This is a genomic window from Faunimonas pinastri (assembly GCF_900110915.1).
GTDB classification, from domain to species: Bacteria; Pseudomonadota; Alphaproteobacteria; order Rhizobiales; family Afifellaceae; genus Faunimonas; species Faunimonas pinastri.
Map to the genome: position 1 here is coordinate 1 of NZ_FOFG01000010.1, position 24,028 is coordinate 24,028.

Genomic DNA, 24,028 nt, shown 5'->3' on the forward strand with positions numbered 1-24,028 from the left:
GCTGCTGATCACCGCCGGCCAGGCTTCGGACAAAACCGCCGTTCCGGACCTGCTGGTCGGCCTGCCCGCAGCCGGAGCACTCGTTGCGGACCGCGGTTATGACAGCCGCGCTATCCTCGATCTTGTCGCCAAAACAGGTGGACAGGCGCATATCCCCACCCAGAGCCGGGTCCGTGTGCAGCGCTCCGTTGAGCCAGCCCTCTACCGCCGGCGCAACCTCGTGGAGCGGTTCTTCTGCAAGCTCAAACACTTCCGCCGTGTCGCAACGCGCTTCGACAAGCTCGCCCGAAACTTTCTCGCAGCCCTCCTGATCGCCTCAACACGCCTATGGCTGAGAGCTTATGAGTCTACGACCTAAAGGCGGGCGATGCGGCTGTGATCCATCTCGCCGTCGAGGAAAGCCTGCCACTGACGGCGGGAGCCGGCGAAGACGTTGCGGTCCACATGGCCATGGACGCCGGCAACCTTGCCCTTCTCGGTGTACTGCCAGAAGGTCCAGCGGCGGTTGGCATAGCGCTTGGTCGGATAGGCTCGGACGGAGCGAACCCAGATCGGGAAATCGTTGAAGTCGCCGTCCAGCACGTCGCGATTGAAGTCGATCGACGTGTAGATCACCGGGCGCTTGTGATAGATCTGAGCGATCGCTTCCAGCCAGACTCGGATCTCGCGGCGCGCTTCCTCGCGCGACGGACGGTACTTGCACGAGGACGGGTTGCCGCCCCATTCCAGGTCGAGCACCGGCGGCAGCGCCTCCGGATCGTAGGGCACGTTGCGGACGAACCACTCCACCTGCTCCATCGCCGGGCGGCAGAAATAGAAGAAATGGTAGGCCGCGCGGCGGACACCAGCGGCGCGGGCGCGGTCGAAGTTCTGGCGGAACTTGGGATCGGTCCAGTCGCCGCCCTCGGTCGCCTTGATGAAGGCGAAGCCGATATCGTCGCGGCGGACGGCATTCCAGTCCACGTCGCCCTGCCAGCGGGAAACGTCGATTCCCTGTACGGGGAAATCGCGGGCCTGAGGGTCGCGCGGGGGCCCGAACATGCCGCAACCTCCGAGCAGGAGGGTCATCAGCAGTGCCAAAAGCGCAGCGGGCCGAACGAGGGTCATAACGGCGTGTCCCGAGGGATCGTGTCTGGTTTGGCTCTTTTTCCGACACTATCCTTTCCGCGCCGTTAATCCACATGATTAATGAAGCTCGCGGGGTCGCTTTAATGGATCCACAGCGTCGCCAGCCCGAGAAATGCGAAGAACCCGACGCAATCCGTTACGGTCGTTACGAAAACCGTCGAGGCGATCGCGGGGTCCGCGCCGACGGAGAAGAGCGCCAGCGGGATCAGGATGCCGGCCAGCGCCGCCGCGATCATGTTGACGATCATGGCGGACGCGATCAGCAGTCCCACTTCGAGACGGCCGAACCAGAGCCCGGCGATCGCGCCCATCAGGATCGCGAAGAGCACGCCGTTGATGAGGCCCACGGTCACCTCGCGCCTCACGAAACGGCCGGGCCGGATGGCCTTGATGTCGCGCGTGGAAAGGGCCCGCACGGCAAGCGTCATGGTCTGAGTGCCGGCATTGCCGCCCATTGAGGCGACGATCGGCATCAGCACGGCGAGCGCGACCATCTGCTGGATCACGTTGTCGAAGAGACCGATCACCGAGGACGCGAGAATGGCGGTGAAGAGGTTGACCAGCAGCCACCAGAAGCGCGAGCGGACGGAGTAGACGACGCTGTCGGAGAGTTCCTCGTCGCCGACGCCGGCCAGCCGCCGCATCTCCTGCTCGGCCGCCGCCTCGATCACGTCCACCATGTCGTCGACCGTGATGACGCCGACCAGACGGTTGTTCTCGTCGACGATCCCGGCGGAGAGAAGGTTGTAGCGCTCGAACAGGCGCGCCGCGTCCTCCTGGTCGTCGGTGGCGTGGATGGCGTAATCCACCTCGCCCTTGATGTCCTCGATCCGCTCCTCCGCCCCTGCCCTCAGGAGCCGGTTAAGCGGCACTGTCCCAAGAAAGCAGAAACGCGGATCGACGACGTAGATCTCGGTGAATTCCTCCGGCAGGCGGCTGTTGCCGCGCAGGAAGTCCGTCGCCTGCCCCACCGTCCAGAACGGCGGCACGGCGATGAACTTGGTCGTCATGCGGCGGCCGGCCGAATTCTCGGGGTAGTCGAGGCTGCGTTCGAAGGCGATGCGTTCGGCGATCGGGATGCCGGCGAGGACCTCCTCGCGGTCCTCCTCGTCGAGGTTGGCGATGATCTCGACGGCATCGTCCGGCTCCAGCTCCCGCACCACCTGGGCGATGGTCTCGTTGGGAATGGATGCCAGGATCTTTTCGCGGACGCTCTCGTCCACTTCGGTCAGCGCGAGCCAGTCGAAATCGCGGCCGAGCAGCCGGACGAAGCCGTCGCGCTGCTCCGGCGTCAGCGCCTGGAGGAGATCGCCGAGATCGGCCTCGTGCAGATCCTCGACGAGATCCCGGAGGGCCGTCCCGTTTTCCGCGTCCACCGCATCGCGAACGGTGGCGACGAAATCGCGGTCGAGACCGCCTTCCTCGTCGTGAATCGTCATGGGCTCTGGCATAGCGACGGATTCGGGCGCTCCGGCATGGGCTTCGGTTTCGTCCGTCTTCGTCGCTTGCTGTTCCAAATCGTCGCTCCGTCGGGGTCGTCCTGCACCACCCCGCCTGCTCACGGGGATCATCTTCGAATGGCGACCATCCCGCTCCGTTCCGCATATCCCGGATATCAGCCGCCAAAGCGGGTTTCGCCACTTTTCGGCGAGACACAAACGAAGATTGATGACAACGCCATAAAACAGCTGAACAATCGATCATGGCGAACTGGCTGGTTGCGATCGGCTTCTGCTTTGCCGGGCTGGTCCCGGCCCTTTCGCTCGCCGCTCCCGCCTCCGCCGCGCCCGCTCTAACGCAGGACAGGCCCGCCACGGTCGACCTCGAACTCGTTCTTGCCGTCGACGTCTCCTTCTCCATGGATGTGGAGGAGCAGACGGTGCAGCGGCAGGGCTACATGGATGCGTTCCGCTCGCCGGAGGTGATCAAGGCCATCCGGAGCGGGGACCTTGGCCGAATCGCGGTCACCTATATGGAATGGGCCGGCTCGGAGACACAGACCGTCGTGGTGCCCTGGACCGTGATCGACGGGGAGCAGAGTGCGGCGGCCTTTGCCGACCGCCTGGCCACGGAAGCGCCTGAGCGGCGATCCCGCACCTCGATTTCGGGCGCCCTCATCTTCGGCCAGACACTGTTCGGGGCCGATCCCGAGCATGGCACCCGGCGCGCCATCGACGTGTCCGGCGACGGGCCGAACAACCAGGGCATTCCGGTTACGCAAGCGCGCGACGCGGTGGTGGCCGGCGGGATCGCGATCAACGGCCTGCCGATCATGCTGCAACGGGCCTATGTCGATTTCTTCTCCATCCCGAATCTCGATGCCTATTACCGCGACTGCGTGATCGGCGGCGACGCGGCCTTTATCCTGAAGATCGAGCACAAGGAGGAGTTCGTGGACGCGATCCGGCGCAAGCTCGTCCTGGAAATATCTGGCCTCCAGCCCGATGCGGAGCATGCTTCGAAGAACGGCGACGCCCGCGTGATTCCGGTTCAGTTCAAGCGGCGGGAGCCGACAGACTGCATGATTGGCGAGAAGCTGATGCAGCAGCGCTGGGGCATTCAGCCCGGCCGCTGACGACGGCCAGAGGAGAACGGTGCCTCAAACGAAAAAGGCGGACCCAAAAGGTCCGCCTTTTTAGATGGTGCGGTCGAGAAGACTCGAACTTCCACGGGTTGCCCCACAGCGACCTCAACGCTGCGCGTCTACCATTCCGCCACGACCGCATGTCCGAAGCTGGTAAGCTCTCCGGCGCCGGCGCTCATTAGCAAATGGCTTGGCGTACCACAAGGGTCCTTCTGCGCTTTCTGTGGAGAACGCGGCAACGAGCCGGCTTTCCTCCGCTTCGCGCACCGCCTAAATGGAGCGCATGAAACGTCATTTCCGCCGCTTCCGATCATGAACGTCCCGACAAGCCGCGCCGACCTCCTCACCGAGCTCAAGGCGGCGGGCGATTCTCCGCCGGTCGAATGGCTGATCAGCGACGGCCTCGTACCCTACGCGGAAGCCGTCGCTGAGATGGAGCGGCACGTCGCGGCCATCGCGGACGGGCGTGCGTCCGAGCGGGTCTGGCTGGTGGAGCACCCTCCCCTTTACACGGCAGGGACCAGCGCCGATGCCGGAGACCTGCTGGCGCCCGACCGGTTCCCCGTATTTAAAACCGGGCGAGGCGGAGAATATACCTATCACGGGCCGGGGCAGCGCGTGGCCTATGTCATGCTGGACCTCAACCGCCGCGCGCCTGATCTCCGTCGCTATGTGGCGGCGCTGGAGGCCTGGATCATCGCGACACTGGATCGCTTCAACGTGCGCGGCGAACGGCGCGAGGATCGCGTCGGCGTGTGGGTCCGGCGCCCGGAAAAGCCGCCGCTCTTCGACGGCTCGCCGGCGGAGGACAAGATCGCGGCGATCGGCATCCGCGTGCGCCGCTGGGTGACGTTCCACGGCATCAGCCTCAACGTGGAACCTGATCTCGAGCACTATTCCGGTATCGTGCCCTGCGGCATCTCGGGCTACGGCGCGACGAGCCTCGTCGATCTCGGCCTGCCCGTGTCGATGGCGGAGGTGGACAGCGCGCTCCGGGCCGAGTTCGAGACGCTGTTCGGACCGACGATCACGCCCGCAGGGGCCTGACGCCGGGCGGCGTCATTCGCCCGGCAGGATCGACCAGGTGTGCTCGCCCTTTGAGACGAAGCGGAAGGTTCGGTGCATGCCAACATCCCGCTGCTCCGGCATCAGCGCGACCTCGACGATCACGCGGGAAAGACCGTCGCGGACGCCGGGCTCGTCAAGCGCCTGGAGAAAGGCCTGCTGAGCCGCCGAGCGCGCCAACAGGACGGTGAGAGACCGGGTCTCCGGCGTCAGCAGCACCCGCACATGGCCGCTGGACGGGCCATCCTCCTGCACGTAGCGGAGACGGAGGTCGGCCGCTCCCCCGATCGTCTCGGGCATGGAAGGCTGGACAAGCGAAGCGGTTCGGACGGCGGCAGCGCCGGTTTCCACCGACGCCATGACGCCACCGGGATTGAGGCCGAACCCGAGCGCGATCGCAAGTGCGGCGCCGCCCCAAACAAGCCTGTCCATCGTTCCCTCCCGCTGTCGGAAGGGATTTGATGAACAAATCGTTAACGCGTCAATATCATTTAGCTCGAATTGTAAACGGTTCCGGGCTCTCCTCCCCGGTGCCGATGACCTCCACCGTCTTGACGCTGGCCAGTCGCGGGCCTTTCCCGCAGGCGGCCAGCATGTCTTCCACCCTGTCGGCCGGGCCGGCGAAGAGCGCTTCCACATCGCCACCGGGCGTGTTCATCACCCAGCCGGACAGGTTGCGGAGTTGCGCCTCCCGTTCCGTCCAGGCGCGGAAGCCGACGCCCTGGACGCGGCCGGAAATGCGCACCCGCACCGAGCCATGATCAGCGGAACTCATGAACGCCTCCCCTCCTGCCGGACATGGCATCATGCCCGCATCCAGCCTGCACTATCGAGCGGCTTCGTCGCGGCTCCGGCTCCCGCGCCCCGCCCGGCTTTCCCGCCAGAACACGAAGATGCCGGGCCCGACCACCAGCAGCATGCCGACCCATTTCAGCGCATCCGGGAAATCGCCGAAGACCAGGTAGCCGAGGAGCGTGGCGCCGACGATCTCCAGGTACGTGAACGGAGCCAGCAGCGAGGCGGGCACGGAAGCGGACGCCCTGACGATCAGCAGGTGACCCAGCGTCGCGATCAATCCCATTCCCACCATCAACGGGAGATCGGCGGCGCGCGGCATGCTGATCGCCAGATCCGGCAGGTCCGTCGCCTGGCCTGCCAGCAGGACCAGCGAGGCCGTGACCGTGCCGGCGAGGCCCGAGGTGAACTGCATGGTGAGCGCCGAATCGTGAGGAGCGAGCCTGCGGTTCAGGATCATGTAGACCGCGAAGATCAGCGCGCCGGCCAAGGGTAGCAATGTCGCCGCGCCGAAGGCGCCATAGCTCGGGCGGATGACCAGCAGCGCACCCGCGAAACCGATCACGACCGCCAGCAATCGCATCGCACCGACCCGCTCCTTCTGCACCACGGCCGAAAGCAGCGTCAGGATGAAGGGCTCGACGAAGAAGATCGCCAGCGCGTCGGCGAGCGGCATGTATTTTACGGCGGCGAAATAGAGGAGCCCGTTCATGGAAAGGAGCGCGCCGCGCGCGATGTTGCCCCCCTTGCGGTGCGGCATTAGTCCGCCCCAGCCTTGCGCGGCAACCACCAGCGGCAGGGTGAACAGCGTTTGCGAGCCGAAGCGGAAGACCGTGATCTCGCCGGGACTGAGCGACACGGACGCCAGCTTGGCGAGCGCGTCGATGCCGGGGAGCAGCGAGGTGCCGACGATCATCAGCAGCAGGCCGCTCAGCACCGCCGAACGATCGGCGCCGGGCGAGATTGAACGGGAATCGGGAAGCGGCGCTGCACTCATGCCGCCTGCATCCACGGCTTCCGGGCGCATAGCAAGCGAATGGAGAGACAAGCGGCTCGACGCCCAAGCGAATGGGCAAGTGAACGGCCAGACGGCTGCTGGCGCGGTGAATACGGGCTAGAGGCCGCCCGCGCGCCGAAGAGGCTGGGCTTCGCGCAGCCCTGCCCGGCTGCCCGTCCCGATACCGGTACGCTTGGCTTCCTGCAGGGCGAACACCTGCAATTCGTCGGGGCACGAACGCGAGGCGGCGAGCACGGCGGTCAGCACGGCCAACTGGGACGCCGGCCCGATGCTGCCTCCATGCGCCACGCGCTGCAGCAGCCAATCGGACTTGTCGCGGTTCATCGAGCCGGACGGCTTCTCCTGATGGACGATGAAGTCGACCACCGCCTTGCAGAGAAGGTCTTTCCAGGCGGGATCGTGGCGGTGGGCCACTTCGTCCAGAGCCAGCATCATGTCGATGTCGTCGGACCGCAGCGTCTCCCCGCGATAGAGGAACCGCTGCATCTTCTGTGCATCCTCCCGGGACAGGGTCCTGGAGGAACGAACCTGGGTCAGAAGATCGCTGATCAGCATCACGCTACCCGTGCGAAAAGGACTGCTGACGTTCATAAAGCCTCAAGGTGAATAGAAGCTTTATCCGATCGTTCTGATTCGCCTGCCCTACGGATTATTTCCGGACAGGAGCCGGATGAACGAGGAGCAGATCGCTTCCTCGGAAAATTCGCTTTCCAGCTTCCGGCAGGCTGCCTCCACCGTCCGGCGGCAAAGCTCCGGGTCGGTGAGATAGCGGCGGATCGCTCCGGCCATGGCTTCCGCATCGCCCTTGGGCACCAGAAGGCCATTCTCCCCGTCCTGGATCAGCCACGACGGCCCCTCGCTGTCGGCGGCGATGACGGGCTTCTGCATGGCCCAGGCTTCCAGCAGCACGTTGCCGAGCGGCTCGTGGCGGGACGGAACGACGAAGATGTCCGCCGCCTCGAAATAAGCGGACGGACGCTCGATCCAGCCGGGAAGCCGCACCCGATCCTCGATCCCCAGATCGCGGACCAGCGCTTCCAGCGCCTCGCGCTCGCGCCCCTCGCCCAGGATCCAGAGATGGACGTCCGGCACCTGGGCGACCGCGCGGATCAGCACGTCGAAACCCTTGATCTGCTCGAATCGTCCCATGGCGACGAGCAGCGGCTTGCCGTCCGGCGTGTTCAGCGTATCGCGGGCGATCGGCGCGCCGCGCTTCATCGCCGGAAAATTGGAGATCACGTGCGTCCGCTCGGCCGGCCAGCCGCTCTCGGTGATGAAGCGGGCGATGTCCGGCGTGTTGGCGACCAGGTGATCGCAGTTTCGGTAGTTCTTGACCCGGTAGTAACCGCCGAGCCGCCCCACCTTGACGAAGTCACCCTTGGGCACGCGGCGGGCGGCCCGATCCATCCAGGCCAGCAGTGCGTCCGGCTTGAAAGCGGCGATGTCGCGCGGCAGCGCCCATTGCGCCGGCAGCCCGCGCAGGCCCTTGTAGAGCGGCCGTTCGACCACCTCGCAGCCCGCCAGCTTGAGATCGTCCGTCCAGATCCTGTCCGGCATGACGATCGCACGCTGCACCACGCCCCGGCGTGCCAGCCCACCGGCCAGTTTCACGAAGAACGTTTCCGCCCCGCCGTGATTCAGGCCGAGATGTATGTGAAGCACCCGCAGGTTCGTCATACCCGATCAATCCAAGCTCCGGCTCGTCCGTCCGGCCCATGTTCGCGCACGAATTCGTAGTTCCTTCTGCAAGGAAACCGGCATGCAGGAAAAGACAAGTTCTGTTTAGTCATCGACTTTTTTGAAATCGGCCCGCAATTGTGCCGAGACCCGCATGAGACCGGCGGCGATCAGCGATGACGTTCCCTCAAAACGACGCGATCCCGGATAAACCGCGCCGCGCTGCATCAGGTCTCCCTTGTGCGCGTCGTACGATCTGTACTGCGCCGATCCTTCGCTATGCTGTCCGCGCCGGATCGCGTGGGCAACTTTTTCGGCAAAGTCGTCGAGATATTTGAAATGCAGCAGAGCGCCCCAGTCCGGTGCGGTCGGCACCTTCCGATTCAACATATGGACGCCGCCTCCGAATTCATAGCCGGCCTGCCATTTCAGGAGGGGGATCTTGCTCATGACCGGCTTCGCTTGCGGCAGGGTCTGGCGGGTATACTTCAGCGCGAGGCGAGCAATGCGTCGTCCCAGCCCTCGCCGCGGCTCAGGCCTGTGCACGGAGAAGAAGGTTCGCAGCACCCAGCGGTCGACCGCGTTCTGAGGACGCCGCCCGGCGCTGAACAGCCGCTCCCGCGGCCCGCCATGGACCTGCAAGCCCGGGTTGGGAAAACGCCTGAGACTTGCCGCCTTCGGGCTGCCCATCCGATATCCCGTGCCGTCGAAGAAGGGACAGGTCTCGATGAAGCTCTGGCCGGGGCGATAGCTCACCTGCTCGATCGGCCGGTCGGAATACATGTCCACCATCGTCGTGAACAGGCAGCCGTAGCCATGGCGATCGAGATAGGCGGTCAGGTCCTGGATCTTCCGCTCCGGCCAGCCGGGATAGACGAAAAGCTCGTCCACGTCGGGGAAGAGCACCCAGGTGTTCTCGAAGAACCGGTCGGCGATCAGGTGTCGCCAGGTGGCCTTGTATTCCTTGTAATCGTTGGCCGTGCGGATCACCGTCACGTCCGGTTGGGCGCTCAGGAGCTCGAACGTGCCGTCATCGGAATTGTTGTCGACCACGACGAAGTGCTCGATGCCCATGGAGCGATGAAAGTCGAGGAAGTAGGAGAGCCGGAGAACCTCGTTGTAGCAGAGCACCACCGCCACGACGGAACGGCCGACGGGAACCTGCGGAAGCGCTTCGATGCCGAAGGCCTGAAGGAATTTCTCGTCTCGGTTCATCAGGCACCCGGCTGCGGCATCACGGTACTTCACGTTTTCGCCGAAGGGACGTCACAACATAAAGCCGCCACGAAATAGCTCATGAGGTGGCGGTTTGAAATTGTAAATCCATCCGGCCCGTTCACACTTCCGATCACGCCCACGGGTCTGTTCCGACCCGCATGTCGTCGAAGAAGCCCGTTGACGGGGACCGCTGCCAAGGAGAGCGCAGCTTGAAGTCCCTTGTCCGTACCGTTCTTCTTCTTTCGCTGGTCGGCATCGGCATGGCCGGGCTGCTCGCCCGCGCCGCCGCCGAGCCGGAAACGCCGCGTCCCCGCACCTCCGGCTACGCCGACGTCAACGGCGTGCGGCTTTATTACGAGATCTACGGCAAAGGCCGGCCCGTGATCCTGCTGCACGGCGGCCTTGGCGATTCGCGCGCCTGGGTGCACCTCATTCCCGCTCTCGACAAAAACTGGCAGGTCATCGCGCTCGACAGCCGCGGCCATGGGCAGAGCAGCTGGGACGGGAAGATCGGCTACGACCTGATGTCATCCGACGTGGTGGGCTTCATGGACGAGCTGAAAATCCCGAAGGCGTCGATCGTCGGCTGGAGCGATGGCGGCATCATCGGACTGGATCTGGCGATTCGTCATCCCGACCGTCTGGAAAAGCTCTTCGCCTTCGGCGCCAACTACAATACGGACGGGCTGATCCTGCATCACCCGGACGCGCCGATCCCCCCTGCGCCGGATCTTTCCGCGACCATCGCCGAATCCGGTCGCCCGGCGGAACGCGAACTCTCGCGCGAGGACCTCGTTCAGGCGGTCAAGCACATGTGGCGGACGGAGCCCAACTTCTCTCCCGCCGAGCTCGGCGCGGTCACCACGCCGACGATCATCGCCGACGGCGAGCATGACCAGGCGATCAAGCAGGAGCATACGGTGGAAATGGCGCATCTGATTCCAGGCGCACGGTTGCTCCTGATTCCCGATGCCGGCCATGCAGCCATGCTGGAGCGGCCGGAGGTCTTCAACGAGGCGGTCATCGCATTCCTGCGCGGCAACGAGCCCGCGCCTGCGGAACGATCTGAGCCGCGGGCGCCGACAGAGGCCGGTGCCAACGCCGTCCCGGATGACGCCCCCGTCACGCACTGACGCGCGGGCGGACCCAGTGAGGGTCAGGGAGCGAGCCGGCTCGATCCCTGCCCCAGCACCAGTTCGGCGGCCTTGAAATCGAGGTGGCGGCGGTCGCGCCGCTCGGCCGCCTCGGCGTCCTCGCCCCATTGGCGAACGTTCCAGTCCTCGTCCAGATTGCCCGCGTTCCAGATGTCTTCGCCCGGGAGAAAGCCTTCGCGAAGCGCCAGCGCCAGCAGCGCCGAGCCGGTCAGCGTCGTCGCCATATGAAGCGCCGTGAGTTCGAACGGGTCCTGCACGGAAGCCAGCGCTTCCCCGATCGCCGCCAGCGTCTCGGCGGGCTGCGTCACGAACGTCACGCCCTCCGCCAGCAGGAGCCGGACAGCATAGCGGCCTTCGGCCCAGCGGATCACCGGATCCCAGACCTGGCGCTGGAGTTCCGTCAGCTCCTCCGGATGCCCGGCGCGGTAAAGCAGGAGATCGGCGCCGGCATAGGCGAGGATCGCCTCGCGCACGCCCGCCATCTGTTGCACCACGCCGTCCAGCGCGGTGCTCGCCAGACGCGTCACGGGCATGGTCGCGGGATCGATGGTTTCGCGCTGCGATTCCCATTCCTCCGCCATGGCCGAGGCAATCACCGCACTCGGCGAGGCGAGGCGCTTGCGGGCGGGCGTCAGCGCCGGGCTGCCATCGAGGCGCACGGAATGCATTCCGTCCTCCTCCACGGTCGTGACATCGGAGTAGAATCGCTTCGGCAGGCTCCGCACTGTTTGCCGGCGCGCCAGTTCCTGGGGGTCGATCATGTCCTGCACTTCGCTGTCGCGCACTGTTGCCCGCCGGAGCCGCCCCGGCGCATCACGAACCGGCAAGGCGTTACATCGTTCCGCCGCCCGCCCGGAGACCGCGCGGCGTTTTCAACAAGCAACACCCTCATGCCGATGCCCCGGATGCCCGGGCGCGAAGCGGCCTCCGCCGATTGACGAGGTAGATGCCGGCCGCGACGAGAACCAAGGCCCCGACGAGCCGCATGGTGAGCGGTTCGCCCAGAATCCAGCCACCGAAGATCACCCCGAAGAGCGGCGTCAGAAAGGTGAAGGACGACAGAAGCCCGGCGGGATAGGCTTGGATCAGGGTGAACCAGATGAGATAGCTGATGCCCGCAACCAGCACGCTCTGGTACAGGAACCAGGGCAGCACGGCCGGGACTGAGGATGTGTTCAGTGTCTCGCCGAGCATCAGGGAAAGCCCGAGCGCAACGGTGGCCGAGACGGCGAGCTGGTAGAGCAGCGCCTTCTCCGCCCCGACGTCGCGCAGCTTCGAACGCTTGACCACGATTGTCGTCGCTCCCCACGCGATCGCCGCCCCGATGCAAAGGAGGTCGCCAGGCAAGGATCCCTGCACCGCCCCGAACAGGCTGTCGGAAAACGCCAGCACCACGCCGAGGAAGGCAAGCACGAGGCCCGCGAGCTTGACGCGACTCAACCGCTCGCCCAGCACGAAATGCCCGACCAGCACGACCACGAAGGGCGAGAGATAGACGAAGATCACCGACCGTGAAGCCGTCGTATGCGCGACGCCGAAGAACATGAACAGGAATTCGCCGGAGAAGAGCAGCCCCGCCAGCAAACCGGCCGGCAGGCTGCCGTCACGCTCGAACAGCCGCTTGCCGCTCACCGCACACCAGACGAGCAGGCACAGGACGGCCACCAGCGAGCGCCCGCCGATCTGCATCAGCGGCGGAATGCCCGCCAGCGTGATCTTGATGGCGACCTGATTCAGCCCCCAGCCGGCGCAAAGCACGAGGAGGATGAGAATCGCGCGAAGGTCGATCTGCGACTTCACCCGCGAACTCTCAGGGTCAGATCAGGTCCGCGGCATCTTCGCCGGACGACTCGTCGAAGCCCAGCACGGCCCAGCTCTGCTTCATGTGCGGCGGCAGCGGCGCGGTCACATCGAGCTTGCCGCCATCCGGATGCGGGATGATGATCCGGCGCGCCAGCAGGTGCAGCCGGTTCTGGATGCCACCGGGAAATTCCCAGTTCTCGATGTTGAAATATTTCGGATCGCCGACGATCGGGTGGCCGATATGGGCGGCATGGGCGCGCAGCTGGTGCGTGCGGCCCGTCACCGGCTGCATGACCAGCCAGGAGAGCTTCTGCGCGACCTTGTCCACCACGGCATAGTTGGAGACGGAATGGTCCGCGCCGCGCTCGCCGTGCTTGGCGATCCGCATCCGATCGCCTTCCGGCCCCTCGGTCTTGGCGAGATAGGTGGAAATTCGCCCGGTATTCGGCCGCGGCACGCCGGCGACCAGCGACCAGTAGAACTTGCGCGTCTCGCGGTCCTTGAAGGCCTTGGCGAGATAGGCGGCCGCCGTGCGCGTGCGCGCCACGACGAGAACGCCCGCCGTGTCCCGGTCGAGGCGATGCACGAGCTTGGGCTTGCGGCCCTGGCGGTCGGTGAAGGCCTCCAGCATGGAGTCCACGTGGCGCGTCAGGCCGGAGCCGCCCTGCACGGCGAGACCCGCGGGCTTGTTGAAGACAAGAACCTGCGAATCCTCGTGCAGCAGCGCGCCCTGCAGCACATCGCGGTCCGTCATGCTCTTGATGGTGCCTGCCGTCTGCGGCCGGTTCTCGTCGGGCGTGATCGGCGGAATGCGAACCTGCTGCCCGGCATTCAGCCGAGTGGAGGTCTGAACGCGGCCGCCATCCACCCGGATCTGGCCGGAGCGGAGCAACTTTTGCAGATGCCCGAAGCCGAGGCCGGGATAATGGGCCTTGAACCACCGGTCCAGGCGCATCCCGGTCTCATCGGCTTCAACCGTGCGGGTCGCAACCCCTACCATATCTCAGTCCTACCCGCCCCGAAGAGGCGGTTTTTCGTGCCATTGCTCATGGCTCTGGTTATCGACACTCCCCCCGCGCCACAAGCGCCGCGAGGAGACCAACCAATTTTTCGCAGCTTGGCAAGCCGGCGGACGCCGCTTTAGCTCGATCCGCGTTCCCGCCGCAGCCGATCCCAATGCTCCATCCGCTCCGACAGCCGCTTCTCGTAGCCGCGATCGGTCGGGCGATAGAATTCCTGCCGGCCCAGGGCTTCCGGGAAATAATCCTGTCCGGAAAAGGCATCGGGCTCGTCGTGGTCGTAGCGATAGCCGTCGCTGTAGCCCTCCGACTTCATCAACTTGGTCGGCGCATTCAGGATGTGTTTCGGCGGCAGCAGCGAACCGCCCTGTTTCACGGTCCGCATCGCCGCCTTGTAGGCAGTGTAGAGGGCGTTGGATTTCGGGGCGGTGGCGAGATAGACGACCGCCTCCGCCAGCGCCAGTTCGCCTTCCGGCGTCCCCAGCATGTGATAGGCGTCGCGCGCGGCGTTGCACACCACCAGAGCGTTATGGTCGGCAAGGCCGATATCCTCTACCGACATCCGAATAAGCCGCCGGGCGAGGAACATTGGGTCTTCCCCGCCGTCGAGGATGCGGCAGAAGTAGTAGAGCGCCGCCTGAGGGTCCGAGCCGCGCACCGATTTGTGCAGGGCGGAGATCAGATTGTAGTGACCGTCCTGCGACTTGTCATAGATCGGAGCGCGACGCTGCAGCACCGCCTGCAGTCGTTCCTGCGTGAAGATCTCGTCTTCGCCGGCTGAGCGCCAGACCTCTTCGGCCAGGGAAAGCGACGCTCGCCCGTCGCCATCCGCCATTCGGATCAGCGCCCGGCGCGCATCATCGTCGAGCGGCAGCGGCCGCCCTTCTTCCCGCTCCGCGCGGGCGAGAAGATCCCCCACGGCGTCCGGCGTCAGCGCATGAAACACCAGCACCGTCGCGCGGGACAAGAGAGCGGCATTGAGCTCGAAAGACGGGTTTTCCGTCGTCGCGCCGACGAGCGTGACGGTGCCGTCCTCCATGACGGGCAGGAAGGAATCCTGCTGCGCCCGGTTGAAGCGATGGATCTCGTCGACGAAGAGCAGCGTGCCACGGCCCGTCTGCCGCCGCCCCCGCGCCGCCTCGAAAACTTTCTTGAGATCCGCGACGCCGGTGAAGATCGCCGAGATCTGCTCGAAGTGGAGGTCCGTCTCGGCCGCAAGCAAGCGCGCAACCGTTGTCTTGCCCGTGCCCGGCGGTCCCCACAGGACAAGCGAGCCCACCCGGCCGGAGCGCAGCATGCGGGTCAGCGTGCCGCCGCCGCCGACCAGATGCTCCTGTCCCACGACCTCGTCGAGCTTTCGAGGCCGCAGCCGGTCCGGAAGCGGACGCGGCGCCGTCTTTTCCAGACCTGCGGCCTCGAACAGGTTCGTCATTCAGCCGCCGATCACCAGGTTGGAAACACTGCCGCCCCTGTCGATGGTGATGCGCCAGAGCCGGCTTCCGGCCTTGATCAGGTCGTTCAGCTGATCCGCGCTGGAAATGTCGTGGCCCTGCAGGCGCAGGATCAGGTCGCCGGGCCTGAGCCCCAGCTGGGCGGCCGGCGATGCGGGATCGACCTTGGTCACGACCGCCCCGGAGCGAACGTTCTGGATATGCAGCCGGGCGGCGAGATAGGGCGAGAGGTCCGTCACGGTCGCACCCGTCAAGGGCATGTTGCCGCCGATGGTCGTCTCGGCCCCACCCTTCGGCGGCTTTTCCAGCGCCAGGGTCAGCGTGGTCGGCCGGTCGTCGCGCCGGATCCCGAGCTTCACATCCTTGCCGATGCCCGCCAGGGCGAAGCGATATTCCAGGCCTGGCGGATCGGCGATTTCCAGCCCATCCACCGAGACGATCAGGTCGCCCATCTTGAGGCCCGCGCGGCTTGCCGGCGAGGACGGCTGAACATCCGTCACCAACGCGCCGCGGGGCCGGTCGAGCCCGAGCGAGGTGGCAATCTCGGAAGTCACGCGCTGGTACGATGCGCCGATCCAAGGCCGCTCGACCGTCTTGTTCCCGGCCTGCGCCTGAGCCAGCACGGTGCGCACCATGTTGGAGGGAATCGCGAAGCCGATCCCGATATTGCCGCCGGACTGCGAGTAGATCGCGCTGTTGATGCCGACCACATCGCCATGCACGTCGAGGAGTGCACCCCCGGAATTACCCGGATTGATCGCCGCATCGGTCTGGATGAAGAACGACATGTCGTTGGCCCCGATGTCGGTCCGGGCCAAAGCGGAAACGATGCCGCTCGTGACGGTCTGACCGACGCCGAAGGGATCGCCGATCGCCAGCACGAGATCGCCGACTTCCAAGGCATCGGAATCGGACAGCTTCAGGATGGGATAGTTGCCGCTGCTGCCCTGTATCTTAAGGACCGCGAGATCGGTGCGCTCGTCGTCGAGCATCACCTCCGCCGGAAACTCACGGCCGTCGGAAAGAGCCACCCGAACCTGATTCGCATTCGCGATCACATGATGGTTGGTGATGATCAGGCCTTTCGGGTCGACGATAACGCCAGACCCAAGAGAAGATTGTGCCCGCTCCTGGGGGACACCCATGTCACCGCCGAAAAACCGCTCAAAGAAGGGGTCGCCGGCAAAGGGAGAGCGGCGGGCCTGCACTTTCTGCGTCGCATAGACGTTCACCACGGCCGGAGCGGCTCTTTTCACGACCGGCGCGAAGGAGAGCGTGATCTCCTGGCGACTCTGCGGTGCCTGTTCCTGGGCGAGCGCGTCCGAATACGGTGAAAGCGCCAGCGCGCTCACGACCGCTCCGACATAAAAACAGGATCTGCTGATCAAACCGACCTCGCGTTCAAAAAGCCCCGCTCGCACATATGCGACCGCCCTCCTCCCGGGACAAGCGGGAACACTGTCGCGCAGCGAGCAAACGGTCGCTCGGCGCCCCGACTCCCTTGCGGCGGAAGCCGGACATGAAAAAGGGGCCTTGCGGCCCCTCGATCTCCTTCAGTCCGGAAAGGATTAGGCTGCGGCTTCTTCCGCGGCCGTCTCGGCCTCGTGCCGGGCACGGTCGCCGGCGCCCTTGGCGTTGACGTCGCGATCCACGAACTCGATCACCGCAACCGGTGCATTGTCGCCATGGCGGAAGCCCGCCTTCAGGACACGGGTGTAGCCGCCGTTGCGCTCATTGTAGCGCGGGCCCAGCGTGTCGAAGAGCTTCCTGACCATCGCTTCGTCGCGAACGCGGGAAATCGCGGTGCGGCGGGCATGCAGGTCGCCCTTCTTGGCGAGCGTCACCAACTTCTCCACGATCGGGCGAAGTTCCTTCGCCTTCGGAAGAGTGGTCACGATCTGCTCGTGCTCGATGAGCGAGGCCGCCATGTTGGCGAACATCGCCATCCGGTGGCTCGACGTACGGTTCAGCTTGCGGCCGGATTTGCCGTGGCGCATGGCCAGTCTCCTTGAATTCGCCGACGGCTCACGCCGCTGGCCTGTTTCTCAGTATTGATCTTCGAAGCGCTTCGCGAGCTCGTCGATATTATCCGGCGGCCAGCTCTGCACTTCCATGCCGAGATGCAGGCCCATGGAGGCCAGCACTTCCTTGATTTCGTTCAGCGACTTCCGACCGAAGTTGGGGGTGCGAAGCATCTCCGCTTCCGTCTTCTGGATCAGGTCGCCGATATAAACGATGTTGTCGTTCTTCAGGCAGTTGGCCGAACGGACCGAAAGCTCCAGCTCGTCCACCTTCTTGAGAAGGGCAGGATTGAAGGCAAGCTCCGGCGTCGATTCCTCGACGACTTCCTTGCGCGGCTCCTCGAAGGAGACGAAAATCGACAGCTGATCCTGCAGGATGCGCGCAGCGTAGGCCAGCGCGTCTTCAGGCGTGATCGACCCGTCGGTCTCGATGTTCAGCGAAAGCTTGTCGTAGTCGAGGACCTGGCCTTCGCGGGTGTTCTCAACCCGGTAGGACACCTTCTTGACCGGCGAATACAGGCTATCGACCGGGATCAGACCGATCGGCGCATCCTCCGGACGGTTCCGGTCCGCCGGAACATAGCCCTTGCCGGTGTCGACCGCGAGTTCCATCCGGATGTCCGCGCCCTCGTCCAGGGTGCAAAGCACCAGGTCGGGGTTCAGGATCTCGATGTCACCAACCGTCTGGATATCGCCAGCCACGACCACACCCGGGCCCTGCTTGCGCAGCGTCATGCGCTTCGGGCCCTCGCCCGTCATCTTGACGGCGATTTCCTTGATGTTCAGGACGATGTCGGTCACGTCCTCCCGAACACCCGGAATGGACGAGAATTCATGCAGAACGCCGTCGATCTGGACGCTGGTCACAGCAGCACCCTGAAGCGACGACAGCAGCACGCGGCGCAGCGCATTGCCGAGCGTGAGACCGAAGCCGCGCTCCAGCGGCTCGGCCACCGCGGTGGCCACCCGGCGGCGGTCTGTACCGGGTTTAACATCAAGCTTCTCCGGCTTGATGAGATCCTGCCAGTTTTTCTGGATCACGAGCATACCTCTCACTGAAAAACCGCCTCCCCCATCCAATCGGAGAGACGGCTACGGCCGCCAGAGGCGGCCGAGAACCTTCTATAGGTCAGACGCGCCGACGCTTGGGCGGGCGGCAACCATTGTGCGGAATCGGGGTCACGTCACGGATCGTCGTGATCGTGAAGCCGGCAGCCTGCAGCGCGCGGAGCGCAGACTCACGGCCAGAACCAGGCCCGGAAACCTCGACCTCGAGCGTCCGCATGCCATGCTCCTGCGCCTTGCGGGCAGCAGTTTCACCGGCAATCTGCGCAGCGTAGGGCGTCGACTTACGCGAACCCTTGAAGCCCATGGCACCGGCGGAAGACCAGGAGATGGTGTTCCCCTGCACATCCGTGATGGTGATCATGGTGTTGTTGAAGGTCGAGTTCACATGCGCGATACCCGAGGTGATGTTCTTGCGTTCGCGCTTGCGAATGCGGGTGGCGTCTTTGGCCATCGTTTTGTTCCTTGGGTCCGCTTACTTCTTCTTACCGGCGATCGCCTTGGCCGGACCCTTGCGGGTGCGAGCGTTCGTATGCGTGCGCTGACCGCGGACCGGCAGGCCGCGACGGTGGCGCAGACCACGATACGAGCCAAGATCCATCAGGCGCTTGATGCTCATGGAGACCTCGCGACGGAGATCGCCCTCCACCACGTAATCGCGGTCGATCGTTTCGCGGATGCGAAGCACATCGGCGTCCGACAGCTCGTTCACGCGACGCTCAGCCGGAATACCGACCTTAACCATGATCTCCTGGGCCTTGGCCGGACCGATACCATGAATGTACTGCAGCGCGATCAAAACGCGCTTGTTCGTCGGGATATTGACGCCAGCGATACGTGCCACGCCGAAGCTCCTCTACCGCGCCGGTCGCTCACGCGCGGGCGCTCCAAATAAAAAACTGAACCGAATGCACGAAACACCGGCCCTAAGCCATTGACGGACTCAGGCACCGATCCAAACATTCGGGATTGGTGCCGTTACTTAATGTCAAGGCGATCATCCGTCAACCGCCTTGGTGTCAACCCGCGAATTCCGCGAGTATCCTTTCGATGGCGTCGCTAACGACACCAATGTCCTGCATCCCGTCTACTGCGCGAAGCTTCCGCTTAGCCCAGTAATAACCGATCAGCGGAGCCGTCTCGCGATAATAGGCCCGCAGACGTTCCTGAACCACCTCGCGCCGATCATCAGGCCGGCGCTTGAACTCCGTGGAGCCACAGCGATCGCATACACCCTCGACCCGAGGGTTGTGGGTGACGTCGTTATACCCTCCCCCGCAACTGGCGCAGGTATAACGGCCGGCAATCCGCTCCACGAGAATGTCGTCTTCCACAGTCAGCAGGATCACGACGTCCAGCGGGATCTTGCGTTCCTCGAGCAGGTTCTCCAGCGCATCCGCCTGAGGAAGCGTTCGCGGGAACCCGTCGAGGATGAAGCCAGGCAGGATGTCCGGCTGATCCAGACGCTCCGCCACGATCTCAACGACCATCTGGTCCGACACGAGATGGCCTTTGGCCATCACATCTTTTACCCGAAGCCCCATCTCGGTTTCGGCAGCAATCGCCGCCCGGAGCATGTCGCCGGTGGAGAGCTGGACCAGGCCACGCTCCTTCACCAGCCGCTGCGCCTGGGTCCCCTTGCCTGCGCCGGGAGGCCCAAGAAGAATCAATCTCACCGCTTGCGGCCCCTCAACCTCGACTTTTTGATCAGGCCTTCATACTGGTGCGCCAGCAGGTGCCCCTGAATCTGAGCAACAGTATCCATGGTGACGCTGACCACGATCAGAAGCGACGTGCCCCCGAAATAGAAGGGCAGTCTGGCCTGGGCAATCAGGAACTCGGGAATCAGACATACGAGCAGGATATAGATCGCACCGATAACAGTGATGCGCGTCAGCACATAGTCGATATAGGCCGCGGTCCGCTCGCCCGGTCGGATGCCCGGAATGAAGCCGCCGTGCTTCTTCAACTGGTCGGCCGTGTCCTTCGGATTGAAAACGATCGCCGTGTAGAAGAACGAGAAGAAGATGATCAGCAGGCCGTAAAGCAGCATGTAAAGCGGCTGGCCATGGCCGAGCATCGCCGTCACTGTCCCGAGCCAAGCAGGCCCGCGGCCGGCGGAGAAGTTCGCGATCGTTGTCGGCAGCAGAAGCAGCGACGAGGCGAAAATCGGAGGGATAACGCCCGAGCTGTTCAGCTTCAGCGGCAGGTGAGAAGACTCGCCCTGAAACTGGCGGTTGCCCATTTGCCGCTTCGGATATTGGATCAGAAGACGGCGCTGCGCCCGCTCCATGAAGACAATCAGCGCGATGACCACGACCACGAGCACGGCGACACCGAAGATAATGCCGGTTGAAAGCGCACCCTGGCGGCCAAGCTCGAGCAAACCCGCAAGAGCGCGCGGTATACCCGCCGCGATACCGGCGAAGATAATCAGCGAAATTCCGTTACCGATGCCTCGCGAAGTGATCTGTTCACCCAGCCACATCAGGAACATCGTGCCGCCAGTCAGCGTCACCACGGCGGTGAAGATGAAGAACCAGCCCGGGTTCGTGACGATGCCCGACGAGGATCCTTCGAGCCCGACAGCGATACCGTACGACTGGACGACCGCGAGCACTACGGTCAGATACCGTGTGTACTGGTTGATGACCTTCCGCCCCTGCTCGCCTTCCTTCTTCAGGCTCTCGAGCTGTGGGATCACCGTGGTCATCAGCTGAACGATGATCGAGGCGGAGATATACGGCATGATGCCGAGGGCAAAGATGGCCATACGGCCAACCGCGCCACCGGCAAACATGTTGAACATTCCCAGAATACCCTGGGACTGCTGCTGGAAGGCCTGCTGTAGGCCGGCAATGTTGATCCCCGGCAGCGGGATATAGGTGCCAAGCCGGTAGACCAGCAGAGCGCCAAGGGTGAACCAGATCCGACGCTTGAGCTCATCCGCCTTCGCAAAGGCGGAAAAGTTCAGGTTGGAGGCAAGCTGCTCGGCTGCAGAGGCCATGATCGCTCCAGATAAAGAAGGGTTAGGCTGCGGCTTCTTCGGCCTTCGCCTCGACGACCTTCAAGGTGCCGCCGACCTTCTCCACCGCCGCTGCGACGGACTTTGTCGCGCCGGCAACGTCGAGGTTCACCTTGGACGTAAGCTCGCCCGAGCCCAGGACGCGTACGCCATCCTTGACGCGACGGATAACGCCAGCAGCCTTGAGTGCCTCCGCGTCGATCGTCTGCCCGGCGTCGAGCTTACCCGCATCGATCGCGATCTGGATGCGCTCGAGAGTAACCTCGGCGTAATCCTTCGCGAAGATGTTGGTGAAGCCACGCTTCGGCAGGCGACGATGGATCGGCATCTGGCCGCCCTCGAAGCCGTTGATCGAAACGCCGGTGCGGGACTTCTGTCCCTTTACGCCGCGACCGCCGGTCTTGCCGACGCCCGAGCCGATACCGCGGCCGACACGCTTGCGGGGCTTGGTGGCACCCGGATTGTCGGTAAGTTCGTTCAGTTTCATTGGGATAATCCCGTAAGCTGTCGGCAGATCAGCCCTCGTCCACGATGCGGACGAGGTGGCTGACCTTGGCGATCATGCCGCGCACAGCCGGAGTATCCTCCAGGGTCGCACGGCGGCGGATTTTATTGAGACCGAGGCCGATCAGCGTCTGGCGCTGCTCGGCCGGACGGCGAATCGGGCTGCCCGTCTGCTCGACGATAAGGGTCTTCTGAGCTTCTGACATCTCTGAATCCTCAGGCTTCGGCCGGAGCCGACGCATCGGCGTCGCGACGGCGACCCTGCAGCGCAGATACCTTGAGGCCACGACGCGCAGCGACCGAACGCGGGCTGTCCTCGTGCTTCAGGGCGTCGAACGTCGCACGGATCATGTTGTACGGGTTCGAGGTTCCGAGCGACTTCGCGACGATGTCGTGAATGCCGAGGGTCTCGAAGATCGCACGCATCGGCCCACCGGCGATGATGCCGGTACCAGCCGGAGCCGCACGAAGAACCACGCGACCTGCCCCATGATGCCCTTCGACGTCGTGATGCAGCGTACGGCCTTCGCGCAGAGGCACGCGGATCAGACCGCGCTTGGCTGCTTCCGTCGCCTTGCGGATCGCTTCCGGCACTTCACGCGCCTTGCCATGACCGAAGCCGACACGTCCACGCGTGTCACCGACGACCACGAGAGCGGCAAAGCCGAAGCGACGACCACCCTTCACGACCTTCGCGACGCGGTTGATGTGGACGAGCTTGTCGACGAACTCGCTCTGTTCCTCTTCGCGGTCGCGGCCGCGATCGCGACCACCCCTGCCCTGCCGTTCTTGTTGCGCCATCAGTGTGATTCCGTTTCGTGAGAGTCCGTACCAGAGATACGGATCAGAATTCCAGTCCGCCTTCGCGCGCGGCTTCCGCCAGCGCCTTGACCCGGCCGTGATAGATGAAGCGACCGCGATCGAACACGACCTTCTCGATGCCGGCGGCCTTGGCACGCTCCGCAACCAGACGGCCGACCTCGGTCGCCGCTTCCAGATTTGCACCGGTCGACAACTTCTCCCGGAGATCCTTCTCCAGGGTGGAAGCCGAAGCGATCGTGTGGCCGCGCACGTCGTCGATGACCTGAGCGTAGATCTGCTTGGACGAGCGGTGGATCGAAAGTCTCGGGCGTTCGCCTGCGACCTTCTTCAGCGCCATCCGGACACGGGCCTTGCGCCGGTCGGATGTGGACTTCTTTATCGCCATGGGAACACCCGTTACTTCTTCTTGCCTTCCTTGCGGAAGATGAACTCGCCAGCGTATTTCACGCCCTTGCCCTTGTACGGCTCCGGAGCGCGATATTCGCGGATCTCGGCCGCAACCTGGCCAACCTTCTGCTTGTCGATCCCGGTGATGACGATTTCCGTCGGACGCGGGCAAACGATCTGGATGCCTTCCGGGATCGGGTAAGCGACGTCGTGGCTGTAGCCGAGAGCAAGGTTCAGAGCCTGGCCCTGAACCTGCGCACGATAGCCGACGCCGGTGATCTCAAGCCGACGCTCGAAGCCGCTGGTGACGCCCGTAAGGATGTTCTGCACCAGAGTGCGGGACATGCCCCACTTTGAGCGGGCGTCCTTGGAGTTGTCGCGCGGATCAACCTTGATCTCGTTGTCGTTCAGCACGACCAGAACTTCGTCGTCCAGGCGAACGGCGAGTTGACCCTTGGGTCCCTTCGCCGTCACGGTCTGGCCCTCGACGGAGGCCTGCACGCCCTGCGGTACGGAGACCGCCTTTTTGCCAATTCGTGACATTTTTCTATCCGTTACGTTGCCCGCAACATCAGAAGATGTTGCAGAGCACCTCGCCGCCGACATTCTGGCTGCGTGCTTCATGGTCTGCCATGACACCCTTCGGGGTCGACAGAATGGAAACACCAAGCCCGTCCGCCACGCGGGGGATGTTGCGAACGGAAGCGTAGACCCGACGGCCCGGCTTCGAGACGCGCTGGATGTCGCGGATGACCGGCTGGCCGTCCGAATACTTCAGCTCGATCTGGAACTCGTTCTTGCCGTCGGCGAACTCCACCTGGGAATAGCCGCGGATATAGCCTTCCGACTGCAAAACGTCCAGCACCCGGCCGCGAAGGGTCGAAGCGGGCGTGTTCACGGAAGGGCGGTTCCGCATCTGCGCATTGCGGATGCGCGTCAGCATATCGCCGATAGGATCGTTGACCATTGCGCCTCTCCTTACCAGCTCGACTTGACCAGGCCGGGGATCATGCCCCCGTTGCCAAGCTCACGCAGCGCGATGCGGCTCATCTTGAGCTTACGGTAGTAAGCTCGGGGACGCCCCGTCACTTCGCAACGGTTACGGATACGGCTCGGAGCCGAGTTCCGCGGCAGTTCAGCGAGCTGCATGCGGGCGGAGAACCGCTCCTGATCGCTCAGGGATTCATCAGCCGAGATCGCCTTCAGTTCTTCGCGCTTCCCAGCATAGCGGGCAGCGAGCTTCCTGCGGCGGTTGTTCTTCTCGATCGCGCTCTTTTTCGCCATCGTACTAG

Annotated in this window: 30 protein-coding genes and 1 tRNA gene; 4 read left to right on the forward strand and 27 right to left on the reverse strand. The window is 64.3% G+C overall.

What is annotated here, in order from left to right; genetic code table 11:
* Positions 1-358, forward strand: a 358-nt coding sequence (locus BMY25_RS21190) for a transposase (protein ID WP_238858332.1), incomplete at its 5' end; no start/stop codon positions are given.
* On the opposite strand, the gene BMY25_RS13305 is transcribed toward BMY25_RS21190, so the two are convergent.
* The gene (locus BMY25_RS13305) at positions 355-1,107 is read right to left on the reverse strand and encodes a GH25 family lysozyme (RefSeq protein ID WP_092497335.1); all 753 of its coding nucleotides are present in this window, start codon (positions 1,105-1,107) and stop codon (positions 355-357) included. The two genes, BMY25_RS21190 and BMY25_RS13305, sit on opposite strands and share 4 nt — an antisense overlap.
* Positions 1,108-1,208: 101 nt before the next feature.
* The gene (gene mgtE, locus BMY25_RS13310) at positions 1,209-2,567 is read right to left on the reverse strand and encodes a magnesium transporter (protein ID WP_238858333.1); all 1,359 of its coding nucleotides are present in this window, start codon (positions 2,565-2,567) and stop codon (positions 1,209-1,211) included.
* 263 nt (positions 2,568-2,830) lie between these two features.
* Here mgtE and BMY25_RS13315 point away from each other — a divergent pair, with 263 nt between their 5' ends.
* Positions 2,831-3,703, forward strand: coding sequence for a DUF1194 domain-containing protein (locus tag BMY25_RS13315; protein ID WP_092497337.1), 873 nt, complete (start codon positions 2,831-2,833; stop codon positions 3,701-3,703).
* A 65-nt stretch (positions 3,704-3,768) separates the two neighbouring features.
* On the opposite strand, the gene BMY25_RS13320 is transcribed toward BMY25_RS13315, so the two are convergent.
* Positions 3,769-3,852: transfer RNA gene (locus tag BMY25_RS13320), tRNA-Leu, on the reverse strand.
* 172 nt (positions 3,853-4,024) lie between these two features.
* On the opposite strand from BMY25_RS13320, the gene lipB reads away from it, so the two are divergent.
* Positions 4,025-4,759, forward strand: a complete 735-nt coding sequence (gene lipB, locus BMY25_RS13325) for a lipoyl(octanoyl) transferase LipB (RefSeq protein WP_092497339.1) — start codon at positions 4,025-4,027, stop codon at positions 4,757-4,759.
* Between the two features lie 12 nt (positions 4,760-4,771).
* Here the strand turns inward: lipB and BMY25_RS13330 are convergent, their stop codons facing one another.
* The 6 genes from BMY25_RS13330 to BMY25_RS13355 all read right to left on the reverse strand — a co-directional run bounded on the left by BMY25_RS13330 (position 4,772) and on the right by BMY25_RS13355 (position 9,482).
* Positions 4,772-5,209 carry a hypothetical protein gene (locus tag BMY25_RS13330; protein ID WP_092497341.1) on the reverse strand — a complete coding sequence of 146 codons (438 nt, stop codon included), beginning with the start codon at positions 5,207-5,209 and terminating at the stop codon, positions 4,772-4,774.
* 55 nt (positions 5,210-5,264) lie between these two features.
* Positions 5,265-5,552: an acylphosphatase gene (locus BMY25_RS13335; protein WP_092497343.1), complete on the reverse strand. Its 288-nt coding sequence runs from the start codon at positions 5,550-5,552 to the stop codon at positions 5,265-5,267.
* Between the two features lie 51 nt (positions 5,553-5,603).
* The gene (locus tag BMY25_RS13340) at positions 5,604-6,569 is read right to left on the reverse strand and encodes a DMT family transporter (RefSeq protein WP_177176856.1); all 966 of its coding nucleotides are present in this window, start codon (positions 6,567-6,569) and stop codon (positions 5,604-5,606) included.
* 117 nt (positions 6,570-6,686) lie between these two features.
* Positions 6,687-7,145, reverse strand: coding sequence for a hypothetical protein (locus tag BMY25_RS13345; protein WP_177176857.1), 459 nt, complete (start codon positions 7,143-7,145; stop codon positions 6,687-6,689).
* 87 nt (positions 7,146-7,232) lie between these two features.
* The gene (locus BMY25_RS13350; RefSeq protein ID WP_092497349.1) at positions 7,233-8,267 is read right to left on the reverse strand and encodes a glycosyltransferase; all 1,035 of its coding nucleotides are present in this window, start codon (positions 8,265-8,267) and stop codon (positions 7,233-7,235) included.
* A gap of 105 nt (positions 8,268-8,372) precedes the next feature.
* Positions 8,373-9,482 (reverse strand): glycosyltransferase family 2 protein, encoded by a 1,110-nt coding sequence (locus BMY25_RS13355; RefSeq protein WP_092497351.1) that lies wholly within the window; start codon positions 9,480-9,482, stop codon positions 8,373-8,375.
* 212 nt (positions 9,483-9,694) lie between these two features.
* Here BMY25_RS13355 and BMY25_RS13360 point away from each other — a divergent pair, with 212 nt between their 5' ends.
* The gene (locus tag BMY25_RS13360; protein ID WP_177176858.1) at positions 9,695-10,618 is read left to right on the forward strand and encodes an alpha/beta fold hydrolase; all 924 of its coding nucleotides are present in this window, start codon (positions 9,695-9,697) and stop codon (positions 10,616-10,618) included.
* 23 nt (positions 10,619-10,641) lie between these two features.
* Here the strand turns inward: BMY25_RS13360 and BMY25_RS13365 are convergent, their stop codons facing one another.
* The 18 genes from BMY25_RS13365 to rpsN all read right to left on the reverse strand — a co-directional run bounded on the left by BMY25_RS13365 (position 10,642) and on the right by rpsN (position 24,020).
* Positions 10,642-11,424, reverse strand: coding sequence for an ATP12 family chaperone protein (locus tag BMY25_RS13365; RefSeq protein ID WP_238858334.1), 783 nt, complete (start codon positions 11,422-11,424; stop codon positions 10,642-10,644).
* A gap of 103 nt (positions 11,425-11,527) precedes the next feature.
* Positions 11,528-12,439, reverse strand: a complete 912-nt coding sequence (locus BMY25_RS13370; protein ID WP_092497355.1) for a DMT family transporter — start codon at positions 12,437-12,439, stop codon at positions 11,528-11,530.
* Positions 12,440-12,455: 16 nt separating this feature from the next.
* Entirely contained in the window at positions 12,456-13,442 is a 987-nt protein-coding gene (locus BMY25_RS13375) for an RluA family pseudouridine synthase (RefSeq protein WP_092497357.1), read from the reverse strand.
* 140 nt (positions 13,443-13,582) lie between these two features.
* Positions 13,583-14,893, reverse strand: coding sequence for a replication-associated recombination protein A (locus tag BMY25_RS13380; RefSeq protein WP_092497359.1), 1,311 nt, complete (start codon positions 14,891-14,893; stop codon positions 13,583-13,585).
* Entirely contained in the window at positions 14,894-16,264 is a 1,371-nt protein-coding gene (locus BMY25_RS13385; RefSeq protein WP_238858335.1) for a DegQ family serine endoprotease, read from the reverse strand.
* Positions 16,265-16,480: 216 nt separating this feature from the next.
* Positions 16,481-16,909 carry a 50S ribosomal protein L17 gene (gene rplQ, locus BMY25_RS13390; protein ID WP_092497363.1) on the reverse strand — a complete coding sequence of 143 codons (429 nt, stop codon included), beginning with the start codon at positions 16,907-16,909 and terminating at the stop codon, positions 16,481-16,483.
* A gap of 48 nt (positions 16,910-16,957) precedes the next feature.
* Entirely contained in the window at positions 16,958-17,980 is a 1,023-nt protein-coding gene (locus tag BMY25_RS13395; RefSeq protein ID WP_092497365.1) for a DNA-directed RNA polymerase subunit alpha, read from the reverse strand.
* 82 nt (positions 17,981-18,062) lie between these two features.
* On the reverse strand, positions 18,063-18,452 hold the full coding sequence (gene rpsK, locus BMY25_RS13400; RefSeq protein ID WP_092497367.1) for a 30S ribosomal protein S11: 390 nt from the start codon (positions 18,450-18,452) through the stop codon (positions 18,063-18,065).
* A gap of 21 nt (positions 18,453-18,473) precedes the next feature.
* The gene (gene rpsM, locus BMY25_RS13405; protein ID WP_092497369.1) at positions 18,474-18,842 is read right to left on the reverse strand and encodes a 30S ribosomal protein S13; all 369 of its coding nucleotides are present in this window, start codon (positions 18,840-18,842) and stop codon (positions 18,474-18,476) included.
* Positions 18,843-19,017: 175 nt separating this feature from the next.
* Entirely contained in the window at positions 19,018-19,674 is a 657-nt protein-coding gene (locus tag BMY25_RS13410; protein ID WP_092497371.1) for an adenylate kinase, read from the reverse strand.
* On the reverse strand, positions 19,671-21,005 hold the full coding sequence (gene secY / locus BMY25_RS13415) for a preprotein translocase subunit SecY (RefSeq protein WP_092497373.1): 1,335 nt from the start codon (positions 21,003-21,005) through the stop codon (positions 19,671-19,673). The genes BMY25_RS13410 and secY overlap by 4 nt, the downstream gene beginning before the upstream one ends.
* A gap of 22 nt (positions 21,006-21,027) precedes the next feature.
* A complete protein-coding gene (gene rplO, locus BMY25_RS13420) occupies positions 21,028-21,510 on the reverse strand; it encodes a 50S ribosomal protein L15 (protein WP_092497375.1) in 483 nt (160 codons plus the stop codon).
* A 28-nt stretch (positions 21,511-21,538) separates the two neighbouring features.
* Positions 21,539-21,733, reverse strand: coding sequence for a 50S ribosomal protein L30 (gene rpmD, locus BMY25_RS13425; protein WP_092497377.1), 195 nt, complete (start codon positions 21,731-21,733; stop codon positions 21,539-21,541).
* A gap of 10 nt (positions 21,734-21,743) precedes the next feature.
* The gene (gene rpsE, locus BMY25_RS13430; RefSeq protein WP_092497379.1) at positions 21,744-22,328 is read right to left on the reverse strand and encodes a 30S ribosomal protein S5; all 585 of its coding nucleotides are present in this window, start codon (positions 22,326-22,328) and stop codon (positions 21,744-21,746) included.
* A gap of 43 nt (positions 22,329-22,371) precedes the next feature.
* Entirely contained in the window at positions 22,372-22,734 is a 363-nt protein-coding gene (gene rplR, locus BMY25_RS13435) for a 50S ribosomal protein L18 (protein WP_092497381.1), read from the reverse strand.
* An 11-nt stretch (positions 22,735-22,745) separates the two neighbouring features.
* Positions 22,746-23,279, reverse strand: a complete 534-nt coding sequence (gene rplF / locus BMY25_RS13440) for a 50S ribosomal protein L6 (RefSeq protein WP_092497383.1) — start codon at positions 23,277-23,279, stop codon at positions 22,746-22,748.
* A 28-nt stretch (positions 23,280-23,307) separates the two neighbouring features.
* Positions 23,308-23,703 carry a 30S ribosomal protein S8 gene (gene rpsH, locus BMY25_RS13445; protein WP_092497385.1) on the reverse strand — a complete coding sequence of 132 codons (396 nt, stop codon included), beginning with the start codon at positions 23,701-23,703 and terminating at the stop codon, positions 23,308-23,310.
* Between the two features lie 11 nt (positions 23,704-23,714).
* A complete protein-coding gene (gene rpsN / locus BMY25_RS13450; RefSeq protein WP_092497387.1) occupies positions 23,715-24,020 on the reverse strand; it encodes a 30S ribosomal protein S14 in 306 nt (101 codons plus the stop codon).
* Between the last annotated feature and the right edge of the window lie 8 nt (positions 24,021-24,028).

Bases quoted from the DNA above. Each gene is read 5' to 3' on its own strand.
- secY (WP_092497373.1), bottom strand. From the start codon at position 21,005: ATGGCCTCTGCAGCCGAGCAGCTTGCCTCCAACCTGAACTTTTCCGCC.
- BMY25_RS13340 (WP_177176856.1), bottom strand. From the start codon at position 6,569: ATGAGTGCAGCGCCGCTTCCCGATTCCCGTTCAATCTCGCCCGGCGCC.
- BMY25_RS13315 (WP_092497337.1), top strand. From the start codon at position 2,831: ATGGCGAACTGGCTGGTTGCGATCGGCTTCTGCTTTGCCGGGCTGGTC.
- rpsH (WP_092497385.1), bottom strand. From the start codon at position 23,703: ATGGTCAACGATCCTATCGGCGATATGCTGACGCGCATCCGCAATGCG.
- rplR (WP_092497381.1), bottom strand. From the start codon at position 22,734: ATGGCGATAAAGAAGTCCACATCCGACCGGCGCAAGGCCCGTGTCCGG.
- BMY25_RS13335 (WP_092497343.1), bottom strand. From the start codon at position 5,552: ATGAGTTCCGCTGATCATGGCTCGGTGCGGGTGCGCATTTCCGGCCGC.
- BMY25_RS13345 (WP_177176857.1), bottom strand. From the start codon at position 7,145: ATGCTGATCAGCGATCTTCTGACCCAGGTTCGTTCCTCCAGGACCCTG.
- rplF (WP_092497383.1), bottom strand. From the start codon at position 23,279: ATGTCACGAATTGGCAAAAAGGCGGTCTCCGTACCGCAGGGCGTGCAG.
- rpsK (WP_092497367.1), bottom strand. From the start codon at position 18,452: ATGGCCAAAGACGCCACCCGCATTCGCAAGCGCGAACGCAAGAACATC.
- mgtE (WP_238858333.1), bottom strand. From the start codon at position 2,567: ATGACGATTCACGACGAGGAAGGCGGTCTCGACCGCGATTTCGTCGCC.
- rplO (WP_092497375.1), bottom strand. From the start codon at position 21,510: ATGAAACTGAACGAACTTACCGACAATCCGGGTGCCACCAAGCCCCGC.
- BMY25_RS13395 (WP_092497365.1), bottom strand. From the start codon at position 17,980: ATGCTCGTGATCCAGAAAAACTGGCAGGATCTCATCAAGCCGGAGAAG.
- BMY25_RS13375 (WP_092497357.1), bottom strand. From the start codon at position 13,442: ATGGTAGGGGTTGCGACCCGCACGGTTGAAGCCGATGAGACCGGGATG.
- rpsE (WP_092497379.1), bottom strand. From the start codon at position 22,328: ATGGCGCAACAAGAACGGCAGGGCAGGGGTGGTCGCGATCGCGGCCGC.
- BMY25_RS13330 (WP_092497341.1), bottom strand. From the start codon at position 5,209: ATGGACAGGCTTGTTTGGGGCGGCGCCGCACTTGCGATCGCGCTCGGG.
- BMY25_RS13355 (WP_092497351.1), bottom strand. From the start codon at position 9,482: ATGAACCGAGACGAGAAATTCCTTCAGGCCTTCGGCATCGAAGCGCTT.
- BMY25_RS13380 (WP_092497359.1), bottom strand. From the start codon at position 14,893: ATGACGAACCTGTTCGAGGCCGCAGGTCTGGAAAAGACGGCGCCGCGT.
- BMY25_RS13350 (WP_092497349.1), bottom strand. From the start codon at position 8,267: ATGACGAACCTGCGGGTGCTTCACATACATCTCGGCCTGAATCACGGC.
- rpsN (WP_092497387.1), bottom strand. From the start codon at position 24,020: ATGGCGAAAAAGAGCGCGATCGAGAAGAACAACCGCCGCAGGAAGCTC.
- rpmD (WP_092497377.1), bottom strand. From the start codon at position 21,733: ATGTCAGAAGCTCAGAAGACCCTTATCGTCGAGCAGACGGGCAGCCCG.
- rplQ (WP_092497363.1), bottom strand. From the start codon at position 16,909: ATGCGCCACGGCAAATCCGGCCGCAAGCTGAACCGTACGTCGAGCCAC.
- BMY25_RS13305 (WP_092497335.1), bottom strand. From the start codon at position 1,107: ATGACCCTCGTTCGGCCCGCTGCGCTTTTGGCACTGCTGATGACCCTC.
- lipB (WP_092497339.1), top strand. From the start codon at position 4,025: ATGAACGTCCCGACAAGCCGCGCCGACCTCCTCACCGAGCTCAAGGCG.